This window comes from Geobacillus lituanicus (assembly GCF_050994965.1).
GTDB lineage: Bacteria > Bacillota > Bacilli > Bacillales > Anoxybacillaceae > Geobacillus > Geobacillus stearothermophilus.
In genome coordinates this window covers 3,129,725-3,146,496 of sequence record NZ_CP194773.1, presented here as the reverse complement: position 1 = coordinate 3,146,496, position 16,772 = coordinate 3,129,725, and the positions used below count along the sequence as shown (strand labels likewise).

At 52.3% G+C, this 16,772-nt stretch carries 13 protein-coding genes and 2 pseudogenes; 9 read left to right on the top strand and 6 right to left on the bottom strand.

Annotated elements, in window-relative coordinates; translation table 11 throughout:
* The first annotated feature begins 62 nt into the window (after positions 1-62).
* The gene (locus tag ACR1UW_RS16130) at positions 63-560 is read left to right on the top strand and encodes a DUF1850 domain-containing protein (RefSeq protein ID WP_033008917.1); all 498 of its coding nucleotides are present in this window, start codon (positions 63-65) and stop codon (positions 558-560) included.
* A complete protein-coding gene (locus tag ACR1UW_RS16125; protein WP_289651586.1) occupies positions 553-2,505 on the top strand; it encodes a TRAP transporter permease in 1,953 nt (650 codons plus the stop codon). The genes ACR1UW_RS16130 and ACR1UW_RS16125 overlap by 8 nt, the downstream gene beginning before the upstream one ends.
* Positions 2,506-2,749: 244 nt before the next feature.
* Here ACR1UW_RS16125 and istB read toward each other — a convergent pair.
* Together istB and istA are read right to left on the bottom strand one after the other, a co-directional pair.
* Positions 2,750-3,503: pseudogene (gene istB / locus ACR1UW_RS16120) on the bottom strand (IS21-like element helper ATPase IstB).
* Positions 3,500-5,006: pseudogene (istA, locus tag ACR1UW_RS16115) on the bottom strand (IS21 family transposase). Before istA ends, istB begins: the two co-directional pseudogenes overlap by 4 nt.
* 625 nt (positions 5,007-5,631) lie before the next feature.
* Here istA and ACR1UW_RS16110 point away from each other — a divergent pair.
* Positions 5,632-6,099: a flavin reductase family protein gene (locus tag ACR1UW_RS16110; RefSeq protein WP_033011501.1), complete on the top strand. Its 468-nt coding sequence runs from the start codon at positions 5,632-5,634 to the stop codon at positions 6,097-6,099.
* 138 nt (positions 6,100-6,237) lie between these two features.
* Here ACR1UW_RS16110 and ACR1UW_RS16105 read toward each other — a convergent pair whose 3' ends face one another.
* Positions 6,238-6,801, bottom strand: a complete 564-nt coding sequence (locus ACR1UW_RS16105; RefSeq protein WP_033011499.1) for an FAD-dependent oxidoreductase — start codon at positions 6,799-6,801, stop codon at positions 6,238-6,240.
* A 410-nt stretch (positions 6,802-7,211) separates the two neighbouring features.
* Here ACR1UW_RS16105 and ACR1UW_RS16100 point away from each other — a divergent pair, with 410 nt between their 5' ends.
* The 6 genes from ACR1UW_RS16100 (at position 7,212) to ymaG (ACR1UW_RS16075) (ending at position 13,007) form a co-directional block, all read left to right on the top strand.
* Entirely contained in the window at positions 7,212-9,044 is a 1,833-nt protein-coding gene (locus tag ACR1UW_RS16100; protein ID WP_498935339.1) for a pyruvate kinase, read from the top strand.
* Between the two features lie 501 nt (positions 9,045-9,545).
* Positions 9,546-10,109 carry a biotin transporter BioY gene (locus tag ACR1UW_RS16095; RefSeq protein WP_498934087.1) on the top strand — a complete coding sequence of 188 codons (564 nt, stop codon included), beginning with the start codon at positions 9,546-9,548 and terminating at the stop codon, positions 10,107-10,109.
* A 4-nt stretch (positions 10,110-10,113) separates the two neighbouring features.
* Positions 10,114-10,830 carry a dethiobiotin synthase gene (gene bioD / locus ACR1UW_RS16090; protein WP_094239175.1) on the top strand — a complete coding sequence of 239 codons (717 nt, stop codon included), beginning with the start codon at positions 10,114-10,116 and terminating at the stop codon, positions 10,828-10,830.
* A complete protein-coding gene (gene bioA, locus ACR1UW_RS16085; RefSeq protein WP_050367774.1) occupies positions 10,820-12,199 on the top strand; it encodes an adenosylmethionine--8-amino-7-oxononanoate transaminase in 1,380 nt (459 codons plus the stop codon). Before bioD ends, bioA begins: the two co-directional genes overlap by 11 nt.
* Before the next feature lie 360 nt (positions 12,200-12,559).
* A complete protein-coding gene (gene ymaG, locus ACR1UW_RS16080) occupies positions 12,560-12,772 on the top strand; it encodes an inner spore coat protein YmaG (RefSeq protein WP_498934084.1) in 213 nt (70 codons plus the stop codon).
* Between the two features lie 82 nt (positions 12,773-12,854).
* Positions 12,855-13,007, top strand: a complete 153-nt coding sequence (ymaG, locus tag ACR1UW_RS16075) for an inner spore coat protein YmaG (protein ID WP_498934082.1) — start codon at positions 12,855-12,857, stop codon at positions 13,005-13,007.
* 46 nt (positions 13,008-13,053) lie between these two features.
* Here the strand turns inward: ymaG (ACR1UW_RS16075) and ACR1UW_RS16070 are convergent, their stop codons facing one another.
* Genes ACR1UW_RS16070 through ACR1UW_RS16060 form a run of 3 tightly spaced genes read right to left on the bottom strand, consistent with a single transcriptional unit; the run spans position 13,054 to position 16,697 of the window.
* Positions 13,054-14,121, bottom strand: a complete 1,068-nt coding sequence (locus tag ACR1UW_RS16070; RefSeq protein ID WP_498934080.1) for a Ger(x)C family spore germination protein — start codon at positions 14,119-14,121, stop codon at positions 13,054-13,056.
* Positions 14,118-15,206, bottom strand: coding sequence for a GerAB/ArcD/ProY family transporter (locus tag ACR1UW_RS16065; protein ID WP_020961142.1), 1,089 nt, complete (start codon positions 15,204-15,206; stop codon positions 14,118-14,120). The genes ACR1UW_RS16070 and ACR1UW_RS16065 overlap by 4 nt, the downstream gene beginning before the upstream one ends.
* A 21-nt stretch (positions 15,207-15,227) precedes the next feature.
* The gene (locus ACR1UW_RS16060) at positions 15,228-16,697 is read right to left on the bottom strand and encodes a spore germination protein (protein WP_498934078.1); all 1,470 of its coding nucleotides are present in this window, start codon (positions 16,695-16,697) and stop codon (positions 15,228-15,230) included.
* Positions 16,698-16,772 lie beyond the last annotated feature (75 nt).

Below are 16,772 nucleotides of genomic sequence, written 5' to 3'. Positions count from 1 at the left end.
GGCCGGGTTCATGGCGCCAGCCCTTCCTTATTTCTGCCGGCCACGAAGGGGGGGGGCGGCTGATGCGAAAATGGTTCGCAGCGGTCAGTGCACTTCTGGCGGTTGCAGTCTTCTTCCTTCCTTTCCGCCAGGTGCTGGCGTTTGAAAAGGATGGCCGGGTCGCTGCGTATATCCCGATTTCTCAAGGGGATACGTTCGCGATTCGCTATACGCATTCGATCCACCGTTCAGATGTCGAGGAAACGTATAAGGTGTTGGCTGACGGGACGATTGAACAAATCGCTCTTACCTATGAGGATACGGCGGTCGGGATGCCGGCGAACGCGGCGCCAGGGGAGACATTTACGCTTCGGAATGGAAAATACTATATTACCGGCATGGAGCGCAAATTTCCATCCATCTTGTTGAGCATTGGGCGGGTTGTCGCCAACCATCGCGTCGTTTATGAAGGGAAGATGGTGACATTAAAAACAGTCATCCCTCCCGGCTCCATTGTCCGCATCAAGGTGACACGACTATCATTGGTTCAATGCTGGAAGGGAGTGAACTTGTTTGACTGAGAAGTTTGAACAGCTATCCGCTGAGGAGCAGCAACAATTGCTGGAAAAATACGATCCGGAAGCAGCGACGCGCAAATTGAAAGGGCCGCTTGGCTGGATTGTCTTTTTCGGGCTGCTTTCATTTTCACTCTTTCAGTTATATGCTTCGATTTTTCAAACGCTTCCAAAACAAATTTTATTGTCGATCCATTTAGGGTTTGCCTTGTCGCTTATCTTTTTATTGTTTCCGGCGCGGAAAAAACATCTTCATCGCGCCGACGTCGGCATCGTGAATATCCTTTTGTCGCTGTTGTCGATCGGGGTCGGCGCATATTTGCCGCTGATGCTCGATGACATCGTCCAACGCATCGGCATTATGACGCCGCTTGACTTTACGGTCGGTTTGGTCGCCGTGCTGCTTGTGCTTGAGGCGACGAGGCGGGCGGTCGGGCTGCCGATTACGATCATCGCCTCGCTATTTTTGCTGTATGCGTATTTCGGGCCGTATATGCCGGGATTTTTGGCTCATCGGGGCGTTGATTTGGAAGGGCTCGTCAAAACGATGTTTTTTACGACGGAAGGCATTTTCGGCACGCCGCTGTACGTGTCGGCGACATACATTTTCGTCTTCTTGTTGTTTGGCGCCTTCTTAGTGAAAACGGGTGTCGGGGAGTATTTTAATGACTTGGCGCTCGTTGTCGCCGGGAAGCGAATCGGCGGTCCGGCGAAGGTGGCGGTGTTCTCAAGCGCGCTGCAAGGAACGATCAGCGGCAGCTCGGTGGCGAACGTCGTGACGTCCGGGGCGTTTACGATTCCGATGATGAAACGTCTCGGATATGGAAAAGAGTTTGCCGGCGCTGTGGAGGCGACATCGTCCACCGGCGGCCAGCTCATGCCCCCGGTCATGGGAGCGGCGGCGTTTTTGATGGTGGAGTTTATCGGCGGCATTTCGTATTGGGAGATCGCAAAAGCAGCGGCGATTCCAGCGATTCTATATTTTGCCGGCATTTGGATGATGACGCACTTTGAAGCGAAGCGAATCGGGCTGCGCGGGTTGACAGAGGAAGAAATGCCGAACCGGAAAGAAGTGCTCGGAAAAATCTACTTGCTCGTTCCGATCATCGTTGTCATTTTGCTGCTGATGAGCGGGATGAGCGTGATGCGGGCGGCGCTCTGGTCGATCGTGGCGATCATTGTCGTCAGCGGCTTGAAAAAGGAAACGCGGCTGGGGTGGCGCGACATCATTGACGCGCTAGTCGACGGGGCGAGAAGCGCGCTGTCCGTGGCGGCGGCGACCGCCGCAGCCGGCATCATCGTCGGGGTCGTGACGAAAACCGGCCTTGGCTTGAAAATGGCAAACGGCTTGATCGATTTGTCAAACGGCGTTTTGCTGTTGACGCTCTTTTTCACGATGCTGACTTCGCTCATTCTCGGCATGGGTTCGCCAACAACGGCCAACTACGTCATCACTTCGACGATCGCGGCGCCGGCGATCATCGCATCCGGCGTGCCGGAGCTGGCTGCGCATTTGTTCGTGTTTTACTTTGGTATTGTCGCCGACATTACACCGCCGGTGGCGTTGGCGGCGTTTGCGGCCGCCGGCATTTCCGGAGGAAGCCCGCTGCGGACCGGGGTCATCGCCACGAAACTCGCCATTTCGGCGTTTATCATCCCGTACATGTTCGTGCTTTCACCGGCCTTGCTCATGATTGACACGACCGTTCCGTATTTGATTTGGGTCGTATTCTCGGCATTTATCGGCATGCTCGCCATCAGCGCGGGAATGATCGGCTTTTGGTACCGGAAGCTCAACATTCTTGAACGCGCCATGGCGGTTGTGACAGGATTGCTGCTGATTTATCCGGAAACAATCAGCGATATCGTTGGATTGGTCTTATTTGCGGCCATGTTTGCCATTCAATATGCAGCCGGAAGACGGGAACGGACGCAGAAAACGGCGTCATAAAAGTCCGATTTGAGCAAACCGAAAGGCAGGCGCTCATCTAGACGAGGCCTGCCTTTTGCTTGCGGTTGCGACGGGGCGGTGACATCATCTAGCGCTTTGCGGACAAGCTATTGCGTTTTCATCTATGGATGCAGGCCCGCCAGTTTCTTGCGCTGCCACTGAAGAAAAGAATAGCGTGTTTTTTGCAAGCAAAAAGTGCAGAGAATTGCAAGAAAAAATACATAGGCTTGCCTGCTCCATGAATTTATCGTCCAACCGAGCGAGAAGGGGGCGACTGAACGGCAGAAAGCGCGTGCCGCAAGCGGTAGCTCTCTCCCGTAAACGCGAGAATGTGGGCGTGATGGACCAAACGATCCACCAGCGCCGCCGTCAGGCGGTTGTCCCCAAACACCCGATTCCATTGTCCAAACTCTAAATTCGATGTCACGATGACACTTTTTCGTTCATAACAATCGGCAATGATGTGAAACAGCAGTTCCGATCCCTGCTTTTGAAAAGGTACATAGCCGAGTTCGTCCAAAATCAACAGCTCGCATGTGTCGATTTGCCGTTTGAGCCGCCCAAGGGTGCCGTCTTTTAACGCCTCTTCGAGCTGGGCGACAAGATCGGCGACACGGAAAAACCGAACTTCATGGCCCCGTTCACACGCTTTTCACCCTAATGCGGTGGCGAGATGGGTTTTTCCTGTTCCCGGCGAACCGAAAAGCAGGACGTTCTGTTTTTTGCTCCAAAAAGCGAAGGTCGCAAAGTTCTTCCTTGGAGGTCGTGGTCGGCCAATGAATCTGATCCGACCATTCGTAATCTTTGAGCCATTTCAACTCCCGGAACTTCGCCTTCTTGATCAATCGAGCCTGTTTTGCTTTCTGACGGAACGACAGCTCCAACGCCAACACATCACGCAAAAACTGTTCCTTGGTCTCGTAGGCCACCTCCTCGAATCGATCCGCGATGTACGCCAAATGCAGGGCTTTACAAATCTCTTTTAAATCCATCTTCATGCCCGGCTTCCCCCTTCCCTTGACGGACAAAGACGTTGATCATACACATGTAAATCGGTTTCATAGTCGACTAAAACGGAAGGGGTATAGGCTTCTTCCCATTTCGCGGGATACTCCGAACGCTTCGCCTCCATCAACACCCCGATCTCATGGGGCGTCAAATCCCACCGTTGATACTTGTCAAGCCACTGGGCGATCTCATAGACGGTGTACCGCTCCAGCAGCTTCTGCACTCCTCGAATGAGTGATGCCGTCTGTTTCGGTTGTTCCATGAAGTATTTCCTAATGGCCTCCGGCAAGTAAACTCGAAACCGCGAATACTCCACCACCCGGGGCTTTTGCGCCCATTCCGCCAAAATGTCCTTCCAAGGGAGCTCCCGTTGCTTTTTCGTGTACGGCCTTGGCGCTTCCAGGTACACCTCCCCTTCCTGGGACAAAACCATGAAACGATCCCATTCCTTTTTGACAAGGACACGGTTGGGAACCGGGATCCCATGAACCACAAACGCCTCCCCATCCACCGTTACTTCCCCGTATTTATTGACATTAGCGTGGTGGAAGGAGAAGATCGGGAGATCTCTCTCCGGCAGGACAAGCAACTCCTTTTGTTCTTCCTGCCATAATTCCTCAATGGTTCTCCCTTTTTCATAGTGGGGGCGGGCTCGATCTTCGATCATCTTGCGATGCAGCCACTCCGCCAGTTCTTCATCCCCCCTCGATCAACGGAGCAGGGACAAAGCAGTGTTGACGAGTATAGTAAACTTTCCGTTTGACATTCCCTTTTTCGTGTCCGCTATACGGATTGCACGCCTGTACGTCAAACCCATAATGAAGCCGGAATCGCTCAAATGCTTCAGTATATTGACGTTCGCCTCCTTTTCGAATCGAAACCACCGCCGCCGCCAAATTGTCGATGCGCAGTTTTCTCGGGACGCCTCCGGCTTGGCGAAACAGCTGAGTGAGCCCGTAAAGAAAACATTCGCTGTTTTCCGCCGGCAATGGATACGCATACGCGGCGTTGCTGTACGGAAAGCTCAAAATCAGAATTGATCGGTCTTCCTCTTTTCCTTCCTTCGTCACAACGGACATGGTGCCGAAATCCACCTGCGCTTCCCCCGGAGGGTGTTCCAGCCTCTCGTAACGCCGTTCCTTCTCCAGCTTAAGCTGAGGTCTTCGTTTTTGAACGTAGGCGCAAACCGTTCGATAAGACCCTTTAAAGCCATGTTCCTGCTTTAATTGTTCGTACATCTTCTTGCTTGTCCGCCGTTGTTTTCTTGGCAGTTTGGCGTCCTCCTCCAGCCAGTCATCAATGATTTGACCGTATCCTTCTTCCTCCATCATTCCCCGTTTTCTCTTTATTTTTTGTCTGACCGAAATGTCTCCATCCGCATATTTCTTGACTGTTCTCCAGTTAAATCCCGTCCTGCGGACAATTTCGGAAAGCGATAACCCTTTCTTTTCACGCAAATGTTTGATATGATGAATTTCAGGCATTGCTAGCATCCTTTCTTTACCTCCACTGTTTTGTTCTTCACAACCTTAACAGTAGAGGGAATTTCAGGAGCTGGCAAGCCTTTTTTTATGCCATGAAGCTCTGCACTTTTTTGTTGCAGAACTCTGTATTTTGCACTAAACAAAGAATAGCGTCAACAGCAAAGTCGGAGCTGCTTTTTTGGGCATCAAATGGGAAACGGTTTAGGCGATCAAAAGGAACCGGTCGGCTTTGAGCAAGGACATCTCCGACGCGGCAATGGCTGATGGCGCGTCGTCGTTGTTTCCTTGTTTTGTTTTTGCTATGATGGGGATAGATTTGGTTGGCTTTCACTATAGAAAACCGGGCAGCTTGCCTGAAACAGGCGCCTAAGCGGCTGAGAACTGCCCGCCTAGTGGGCCGGTGATTGAAAAAGGCCAATGTAAAAAGGTTTCCTTCATTGAGAACGTCTGTTTTTCTGTGAAAATGCGCCGCCTTAATGCGTCATTTTCATGCCAGGGTGGGGAGCAAGGCTTGCTCATGAATGTTTTTTTGAGCAATAAAAATCATTGATGGAAGGACATCGCAGTTTTTCACCGGCCTTCCGGGAGCAGCCAATCACAGCTAGATGATGAAAAGGGAAGGATGGGAGAACGTATGGATGACCGCACATTCCGCAACGCGATGGGGAAATTCGCAACCGGCGTGACGGTTGTGACGACCGCGTTTCAAGGGGAAGCGAAAGGGATGACGGCGAACGCGTTTATGTCCGTTTCGCTCGACCCAAAGCTGGTGGTCGTCTCCATTGGCCATAAAGCGCGAATGCATGACATTGTCAAGCAAACGGGGAAATTTGCTGTCAACATTTTGCGGCGTGATCAAGAGGAGTTGTCGCGCTTGTTTGCTGGCCAGCTGAAAGAAGAACGCCCTGTTTCGTTCGATTGGGTGAACGGCCATCCGATTTTGCCGGAGGCGTTGGCGAATATTTTATGCAACGTCCACAGCACGTACGTGGCCGGCGATCATACGCTTTACTTTGGGGAAGTGACCGATATTTTGATGAAAGACGAACCGGGCGACCCGCTCTTGTTTTTTGAAGGGAAGTACCGGAGCATTGGACAATAAGCGTCCTTGGATGAATCGGGGCCGCTATTGTCATGCGGGGACGACGCGACAGACGTTTCAGGCCCGTCATCTTGCATCTCGGCCGTTTCCATGGCGCTATTTAGAAAAGGTGTCCCGCTGTTTGGGACACCTTCGTTGTTATTTTTTCAATACATCGTGATCGACGTACCGTTCGCCGTTCAGCTCGCTGATGACGTTGATGGCGACTTTCGCCCCGTCGCCTGCTGTGATGATCGTATGGACGCTGACGCCAGCGACCGTCCCGGCCGCCCAAATGCCGTCGATGTTCGTCTTGCCGTTGGCGTCGACGTCAAGCACCGTTTTAATGCGCGGCTCCGTACCCGGTTTGGTGCGCAGGCCGATTTTTTCCGCTAAATCGGTCGCCAAACCGGTGGCGAAGATGACGTGTTTCGCTTCATAGGATCCAGCTTCTGTTTCGAGACGGAATCCCCCGTCTGTTTTTTGCACATCCGTCACTTGTGCTTCCACCAATTCTGCTCCGAATTTTGCGGCTTGCTTTTTCCCGGTTTCCACCAATTCCGGGCCGCTGATTTGCGGAACGCCGTAATGGTTTTCCACCCAAGCGCGCTTTGTCATGCCTTTGTCGCTGTCAAACAAGACCGTTCTCTTCCCGGCTTTGGCGGCGAAAATGGCGGCGCTTGCCCCTGCAGGCCCGGCGCCGATGATGGCGATGTCGTACATCGTGCATCCTCCCTTTGTTATTTGCTAGAATATTAACACTATGAGTGTAGCACAAATGGGAAGCGGAACCAAATCATCCGCACTATCATTTAATAATAATTTTTAATTTATATTTAATATAAACAAAAAGTGTGTATAATAGAATGTAGAAGGAGTGCAAAGGGGAGAAAGATCGATGAACAAGCCGATGATTTGTGAACAATGCCGCCAGCCTATTCGGCGGCTGAAACATTCATTGCTTTGCCAGTGCGGGATGAAAATGGTTGTGCAAAAATAATACAGCGAAAAGCGGCTTCCTGTTTCTGTCGCATTCAACCGGCGAATGGCGCCGGTTTTTTTATCTTCTCATTTACGAAAGCGGCGAATATATAAAAGTAAAACCGCATTTTTCACAAGGGTTGGTGCCGCTGATGCACGACAAACGAGATTTGGGCGCCCGCTTGGCCGCTTTTTACCGAGAGATGGCGGAGTGGGTGGGACAAAAGCGGAAGGAAGTTCCTCTTTCCTTTCACGAGGAGAGCTGCGATCAGTTGCTTGCTTACTTATATATGAGGGGGCACATGCCGTCGGATTTGCGTGAAGCGATGGAAGACGCCGGATGGCGGCTTGAGGGGCAAGAGGCTCATCTCATCGACGCGGTCGAACAAGTTTTGGCTTATTTGCGCACGCCGGTTGATGGCGGATGGGAGCTTCGAAAGGTGACAAGGAGGGAAGCGAAACAGTTGCTTCATAAACGGGCGGAGGCTGTGTTCGGAAGCTCGAGTTCCGTCTGTTCGACGCGCATTATGGTGACGATGGACGAGGCATGGATGGATGAACCGAGCGTCATCGAACGGCTGCTCCTTTATGGCATGGACATTGCCCGCATCAACTGCGCTTACGGTTCGCCGGAAACGTGGGAGGCGCTTTTGGCTGTTATTCGTCAAACCGAAAAGCAGTTGGAGCAACAGCTGCAGGGAAGGCGATGCCGCATTTACATGGATCTGCCGGGGCCGAAAATTCGGGTGGACCGCTTGGCGGTCGACGCGGGGCCGATGAAGCTTTCTATCAAGAAAAATCAATATGGAGAGGCAATGGAGCCGCTCTTCGGCCTCATTTCCTTCTCTTCTTCCCCGCCGCCGTCTCCGCTCCCCCGTGAAATTTCTTTCTTTTGGCAGTTGACGGCTGAGGACGGGGCGGCCGTCGAAGAAGGGGATGAGCTGCTGTTTACCGACGTGCGCGGAAAAAAACGAAAACTGCGGGTGGCGGAACAAATCGCGCCGTCCTGTTTTAAAGTGTTGCTCTCACAGACCGCCTATGTGCAAAAAGGGATGAAACTGCGGAACGGATCGGCTTTGTTCACCCTCTCCTCCGTTTTGTTCATTCCGATGAAAGCGTTTGTCACGATCGGTACACCGCTTTATATTTACTTCGATGACGCTGCGTTTGCGGCGGCGCACAATGGCGGTGGAGTGAAAATGATGACGACATTGGCGAAAGCGTGGCGCAACGTGCGGGTGGGGGACCGCCTTTACTTGAACGACGGGCAAATTGCGGCGCGGGTCGTCAAAGTGCACGAGCAGCATGTCGAGGCCAAAGTCGTTGCCGATGGCGGAAAGCGGAAAGCAATCAAGCAAGGAACAGGCATCCATCTTCCCGATTCGTTTCTTCATTTGGCCGTTCCGCCGCTTACGGACCGCGACCTTGAATGGATTCCGTTCATCGCTAGCCATGCCGATATCGTTGGGCTGTCGTTCGTTCAGGCGCCGCATGATTTGCGAAAGCTTTATCATTTGCTTGCTGAACAAGGGGCGGGCTCCCTGCCGGTGATTGCGAAAATCGAAACGCGGACGGCGCTTCATAACTTCGTTCGCATCTTGCTTGAGGGATTGAAGCTTCCGGCGTTTGGCGTGATGATTGCGCGCGGGGATTTGGCGCTCGAGATCGGCTTTGACCATCTTGCCGCCGTCCAGCGCGACATTTTGGCGCTCTGTCGGGCGGCTCACATCCCCGTCATTTGGGCGACGCAGGTGCTCGAACAAATGGCAAAAAAGGGCATTCCGTCGCGCGCCGAAATTTCGGACGTTTTCCTCGGGAAGCAGGCGCAATGCATCATGTTGAACAAAGGAAGGTATATTGCCGAAGCGGTGCGCTTGCTGTCGTCGCTGCTGGAAAAGGAAGGGGGACGGAGCGGACTGTTGGCGGCGCCGAAAACAGCCGGCGAACGGATGAGTTCGTTCGATTTGTGGGAGAGAGGAGGGTGAGAGCTGGCTGCAACATGCACTGTATGTAGTTGGCACAGTGAATTGAACCAAAAAAGCTCACCGACATGCGGCCGCCTGTTTTCAAGACAGACTTTCTTGACGAAAACATCCCCATCGGACGAATGGAAAATATCCCTATGTTCAATGCTGCAACGTTATGCATTTTAGAGTTCGGGGATGTTTAGAAGGCCGGTGATTTAGTGAAAAATCGCGGAAAAACGGACTTTTTTCTCAAATAGAGAAGTCTTGCAAAATCAACGCTTCTCTTTCGACCGAAAACAATGGGTTCGGCAAAATCAGTTGTTTTTCACCAACCTTTTAGGGCAGGCAAAACATATTTAGTGCAGCAGGAGCAGTAAGCGTGGATATAGCGGTGAAAGAGGGGGCGGTTCTTTTGGCCCCCTCATTTCTATTTAAATGTAAACCTTTATAAAAATAAGGTTGACAAATAAAGCTTATGTCCGGCACAATAGAAACAAAGATTGGGAGAGGAGGGGAAACGTGCACATCCGTTCCTTTGTTTGGGCCGCCTTTTTTGCCGCCCTGACAGCGGTCGGCGGGTTCATCAAAATCCCGGTGCCGTATGTGCCGTTTACGCTGCAAATCGCCGCGGTTTACCTGGCTGGCTGTCTGCTTGGCCCCAAAATCGGAGCGCTTAGCCAACTTCTATATGTCTTGATCGGCCTGGCGGGTGCGCCGGTGTTTGCGGAAGGAGGAGGGCTCGGTTATATTTGGAAGCCGACGTTTGGCTATTTGCTTGGCTTCATCGCCGGGGCGTATGTATGTGGTTCGCTTGTCCACCGTTTTCAATGGACAAGAGCGCGGGACATATGGAAGGCGAATTTGGCGGCCTTATTGACGGTGTATGCGTTTGGCTGCACGTGGCTGTACATAGCGATGAAATGGATCGCCGAGACTCCGCTTTCCATCGGCCAAACGCTATGGTTCGGATTTCTTCTTCCGGTGCCGGGGGATCTCGCGCTTTGCGCTGTTTGTTCGGTCATCGCGGTGCGCGTCTGGCCGCGCGTCCGACCGATCATGATGACTCGAGGGATGGGGGGATAAGAGAATGGGGAAAGCCATTTTCATGACGGGAACAGGAACAGAAATCGGCAAGACGGTGGTGACGTCCATTGTGGCATTGGCGTTGGAGCGGCTTGGGATGAGCGTAAGCGTGTTTAAACCGGTTCAGACTGGACTGGCCGAAGACGGGGTGTCGTTTGCCGAACAATATTGGTATGAACGAGTGGCGAAGCTTTCCGCATCAGAAGGCATGTACTATATGGAGCCGGCGATGTCGCCGCATTTGGCAGCCGCGTTGACCGGCACGTCCATCGAACCGGAGCGGATTGCCGAGCGGCTCGAACAGCTGAAACAGCGCTATGATGTCGTGCTCGTCGAAGGAGCGGGCGGGCTGGCTGTTCCGTGGTGCGAGCGCGATGGACGATGGTATATGACGAGCGATTTCGTTCGTGATTATCAGCTGCCGGCGGTTCTTGTGTCGCTCTCAAGCCTTGGGGCGATTCACCACGCGGTGACGACGGCGGCGTATGCCGAGGCGAAAGGCATCCGCTTGCTTGGCCTTGTATTCAATCAGTTTCAAGAGCAGGAGATCATCCACCAAAACAATGTCGAAACGATCGCCGCGTTGCTTCGACTCCCGGTGCTGGCGGTCATGCCGCTCCTTCCTGCTGTATCAAGGAAGGAACTAGAAAACCTGGCCGAACAGTGGATCGAACAAGGAAAGGCGAAACAATGGCTGGAGGTGCTTAGCGTTGGCGTATAGCTACGAGCAATTGGAACAGTGGGACAAGCAGTGCGTCTGGCATCCGTTCACGCAAATGAAACAGTATGCGAAAGAACGTCCGCTGATCATTGAACGCGGGCAAGGAAGCTATTTGTACGATGTCGACGGCAACCGGTACCTAGACGGCTATGCGTCGCTATGGGTCAATGTCCACGGCCATAACGACCCGGAGCTGAATGCGGCGCTTCGCGAGCAATTGGAGAAAATTGCCCATTCGACATTGCTCGGTTCGGCGAATGTGCCGTCGATTTTGCTGGCCAAACGGCTGCTGGAATATTGGCCGCACATGTCAAAAGTGTTTTATTCCGACACCGGGGCGGCGGCGGTGGAAATCGCGCTCAAGATCGCCTATCAGTATTGGAAAAATATCGATCCGGTTCGATATGCGAAGAAGAACAAATTTGTCTCGTTGAAGGAAGCATACCACGGCGATACGGTCGGGGCGGTGAGCGTTGGCGGCATGGAAACGTTCCACCGTATTTTTGCGCCGCTTTTGTTTGAGCGGATCGAAGTGCCGTCGCCGTACGTGTATCGCATGGAGGAATACGGAAGCGAGCCGGAGATCGTCGACTATTGTTTGCGCGAGCTGGAACGGGTGCTTGAAAAGCAGCACGAGCACATTGCCGGCGTGATCGTGGAACCGCTTGTGCAAGGAGCGGCGGGGATCATCGTCCATCCGCGCGGATTTTTAAAAGGAGTGGAACGGCTTTGCCGGCAATATGGGGTGCTCTTCATTTGCGACGAGGTCGCCGTCGGCTTTGGCCGCACGGGCACGATGTTCGCTTGTGAGCAGGAAGAGGTGAAGCCGGATCTTGTCTGCCTTGGGAAAGGGATCACCGGCGGGTACTTGCCGCTGGCGGCCACGCTCGTTACCGAAGACGTGTATGCGGCGTTTCTCGGCGATGTGGACGAAGACAAAACGTTTTACCACGGCCATACGTACACGGGGAACCAGCTCACTTGTTCCGTTGCGCTGAAAAACATGGAGCTCATCGAAACGCGCGGCCTGCTTGATGATGTTCGACGAAAGGCGCGCCGACTGGCCGAATGGCTTGAGCGGTTGTATGACATTCCGATTGTTGGCGACATCCGGCAAAAAGGCTTGATGTGCGGCATTGAAATCGTGAAAGACCGAAGAACGAAAGAAGTGTTTCCGCGCGCGGCCATGGTGGAGCACCGGATCATCCTTGAGGCGCGCCGGAGGGGGCTTGTCATCCGCCCGCTCGGCCCGGTGTTGACATTCATTCCGGTTCTCTCCATGAGCGAAGACGAAATGGCCGAGGCGGTGCGCATTTTGTTTGATTCGATCGCCTGTTTGTACAATCAAGTGCAGGCGGAGCTTGTATAAGCGGGGGCGGCGGACAGCCGCCTTTGTTCATTTGCGGAATACAGGAAACAACGGCAGCCTCTTTTGTTTGGAAACGGGGCTTTTCGCACGGAGGTGGGGCCAAAGCGTCCAGCGAGGCGAACAGGGCGGTGCGGGCCATCGGCTGCGGGGAGTCCGTTGCCTTTCCCGTTCTTTTAGGGCAGGTATCGGCCCGAAACGCGTTCTTGTCAAGCTGAGAACCTTTTTGATCATCTCTTCCTTGGCAGCCCAAAACGCCAAGGGCGAAAACGATTGTTTTCCCCGTCTTCTAGGTGCCAGCCTAAGCACCGGGCGTTTTTCATACATACAGTGGGAGTAAACAGACGGAAGGAGGAAAGCACGATGAGCCATCTCCAAGCGGCGGATGAACGCATTTGGCGGCCTTGGTGGTTTTGGCGGCCTTGGTGGTTTTGGCGGCCTTGGTGGTTTTGGCGGCCGTTCGGCTTCCCGTTGTTTGGCGCTCCGTTTTTCGGCGGCTTTTTAGGGGGGCTGCTTGGCAGCGCCTTGTTCCCGCCGTTTTTCTACCCGTATTGGTATGGCCCGGTTTGGTGGTGAGAAAACAAACAAGGGTTGGGCGGACGGCCCACCCTCTTTTTTGTTATGTGCATATGAATAAAGTATCGCATCCTATTCATGAATGAAAGGAGAAAGAACGATGCCATTTCCAGGTTTGCTGTTTGGCGCTCCGTTCATCGGCGGGTTTTTGGGCGGATTGCTCGGCGGCGCTCTAGCTCCGCGCCCGTTTTATCCGTATCCGCCGTATCCGCCGTATCCAGGCTGGTGGTATTGAAACGAAGCCTTAAAGAGTAAGCATCCCGCCGGTGAAGCAGGGATGCTTATTCGATAATGCCGCTGTCACGGATCGTCACATCGGCGGTGACGCGGATCGGAAGCTGGTCGTAATGCTTGTAAAAATCACGGTAGTGAAAGCGGCGATAATGACTGGCGGCAAATTCGCCAAGGCCGACCGGGTCGATTTGGTGTTCTTGAAAACGGCGGAGAAGGGCCCCGGTTTTCGAGCGGATTTGTTGCGCAAATGTTTTTTCGACAGACCGGCGGACAGCGAATGTGAACGCCCCGCGTTTGTATTCGCGCACGGCGCCTTCAAGGGCGATATGAATATGAATGGACGGTCGGGTTTTGGGGCCTGAAAAAGAAATGGTCCGCTTTGTCGAGATGTTTTTAATGGATACGAAGTTTTGGTTGGCGAGCCGGATGGTATGGGTGCCTTCACTATAAGAATCCACGGCGATTTTAAAGTAGAACATGTCGTTTCGTTTCAGCGTATCGACAACCCGGTCGCCGCGGAATAAGGCTACGCCGGCCACCTGTACATCTTCACCGGCCCGGCGTACGTATGGCAAAAACGGGTCTTTTCCATCGGCGTAGTATGATTTTAGAAATAAATGTAAATTTGTTTTCGGCAAATCCCGTTGCTCGATATTTTGTCTGACCAAGTTGGAAAGGTAAATGCCGCTTCCTTGGCGGCCATAATTTCCCTCGAGCAGATGTTTGGCCGTCCCGTCCACCACGGCCAAATAAAGTCGCGTCCCGATGCTTGCATCGCGACGAAGTTGATCAACGAACGGAAATATTCCTTTTCTGGCGAGGCGTTCCCCGTACAAGGCAGTCTCAATGCTTCCGCTGACGAGCGGTTCGGATGTTTTGTATTGCAGTTCTTCCATCACATCTTTCGCCGTAGTGGAAACGGCCGTCAACGTTTTGTTCGCTGTTTCTCCTTTTTTGTAAACCGGAATGAGAATGGTTCCCCGAACTTTGTCTTTTCCCGCCTCATCAAATCCAACGGCGCTTTCAATATTGATATCATCTAAAATTTCTTTGCGAAGGCAGCCGGACAAGATGGCGACGATGGCCATAGCCAACAGGGCGGTCCGCATTCTCATACGTTTCCTCTCACTTTCTTCACGATATAGGTGATGACTGCGACACAAGGAATCCATATATAGAGAAAATAAAAGCCGGTTCTGTTTAAAATGGTGTTAATGAGGTCGACTTGTTTGCGATCATGAACGAACAGCGTGCTGAAAAAACAAATGGCGGCAATAATCAGCAAAGCCGTTTTTTGGCGGATGGGAAAAAGCTGTTTGCATATACGGGAAGAACACCACAGCCCTAAGCAGACGTTCGGTAAAATGATCAGCAGCCAATTGGCGATGCCGACGTATTCAAACCGTTCAATAAACGGCAGCTCAACCATTTTCCACATCGTCAATGTCGGCCAAATTTGCCGCTGCAGCTGTTTCTCGCTAAAGTAAGCCAATGTCAGCACGGTAAGCAGCGTATAAAACAATGTCGTTGCCAATAAGGCGGCATGCGCCCATTTGGCGGATTGGGCTCCGCGCTTGATAAACGGATAAAAGAGCAAAATCGTTTCGTACCCGAGCATCGTCAACGTCGTCTGTCCCGCCGCTTTTACAATAGCTGAAGGCGGATGGTCCAATATCGGGAGCAAGAGGTGAAAGTCGGCATGATCCAGGACAAACCAAAAAGTAAACAGCAAATAGCTGGGAATGATCAGGCAAAAAAAGCAAATGCCGACAACGACGCGAAATCCGCCGACCGTAATGTACAAACAAAGAAGCAAAAAAGCGAGTGAAAATTCCCATGTTTGCAAGTCGGGAAACATCCAGACTTGAATTACTTCGATATAGGTGCGCAAAACAACAAATGACATGGCGGCGAAGTAAAGGGCGAGCCATAATGAAAATGCCCCTCCCACCCAGCGGCCGAACAGGCGCTGATGGAGGAGGAGGAAATCGCCGTCCGCCTGCTGCAACAGCCAATACAGCACGATGAGAATCAGATGGGACGAGGCGCCGGCCAGCAGGACCGAAATCCATGCGTCATGTCCGGCTGTTTGTGCGATGACCCGCTGAAAACCGAGCACCCCGACACCGATTTGCATCGACATGATAATATAAAAAGTCATGAAAGGTGAAACTTGTAGACGTTCGGCAACAGAAGCCATCGTCGTCCTCCTGTCTGTTCGCTATTCGTCGATGTCTCGTTTTTTTCTGACCTTTTTCCCGCTGAAGCGAATGGGTTGCTCGGTCCGTAATGTTTCCGGCCGTTTCGATTGGCTGGTAAACGGCAGACGGATGAACGCATCTTTTAAATCCCGCCAACGCGGCGGATATAAAGGAGCAAGGAACGGCCGGCCGAGCGACGTCAAGTAAAGCAGGTGGGTCATGACCATGCAAAAACAAAAAGCAACGCCAAGCAGCCCCCAGACTTCCGCAAACAATAAAAACGGAAAGCGTATGAGGCGGATCGTATTGCCCATTTTATAAACAGGCGTCGTAAAGGAAGCAAGGGCGGCAAGCGCCACTAAAATTAACAACACATTGCTTGTCAGGCCGGCTTCCACGGAAGCCGTTCCGATGACAATCCCGCCGACAATGCCGATCGTTTGGCCGACCTTGGTCGGAAGCCGTGCGCCTGCCTCCCGCAGCAGTTCAATCGTCAGTTCGAGAAACAGCACCTCTAAAATCGGCGGGAACGGAATCTCCCTTCTTGAGGTGATCAAGGTGCCGAGCAAGTCTTTTGGAATCAATTCATAATGGTAGTTTAATGTCGCCACATACATCGGTGTAATCAAAATGGAAAAGGCGACGGAAAACAGGCGAATGAGACGGAAAAACGACGCGATCGTCCAATTGAGAAAATAGTCTTCAAAGGATGAAAAAAATTCAACCAATGTCGTAGGACCGATTAACACGTGCGGAGATCCGTCCACCATAATCGCCACTTTTCCCTCGGCCAGTACGGCCGCAACCCGGTCCGGGCGCTCGGTATCGAGCAGCTGCGGAAAGGGGGAATGCCGATTGTCTGAAATAATTTGCACAATATAAGAGCTGTCGATCATTTCGTCAAATTCGATTTGTTTGATGCGCTGCAAAACCGTTTGGACGTTGTCGGGATTGGCAATGCCGTCAAGATAGACGACAGCGACTTTCGTTTTCGACAGCGTGCCGACCCTTGTCAGTTTGACTGTCAAACGGTCTATAGGGATTCGTTTGCGCAATAAATATAAATTCGTTTCCAACGATTCAATAAACGACTCTTTCGGGCCGACGACGCTAAATTCCACTTCGGGGATGGTGAGTGTCCGTTCCAATGTTTTTTGCGCCTTCACAAGCAGCCCGGTTTCATCGGTTTCATGAAGGCGAATGAATAAATATCCTTCGAACAATTTTGCTTTCACATCAGCCGGATCGCTAGAAATATAGGCGTCGTCGATCGGAAGAATTTGGCGCATATCTTCCAAAGATGAAAACGGACAATGAAACAAGTAAGGGAAAATCGAGCGAACAACAGTTTCCATCTCAACCATCGGCTCGACATACGACACCCATAACAGGAGACCGGATGTTTCGTTCCGGTACACTTTCGTTTGGAAGTCCATCGAACTCCCTAACGTTTGCAGCGCCGTCCATACGGATTCAGGAGGGGCTGTCATCCCTCTTCCCCCCTTTTTCGTTCCTGATGAGAAAAGAGCATTCCCGTTAGGAGCTTTTCCGGGGACTTGATCAAA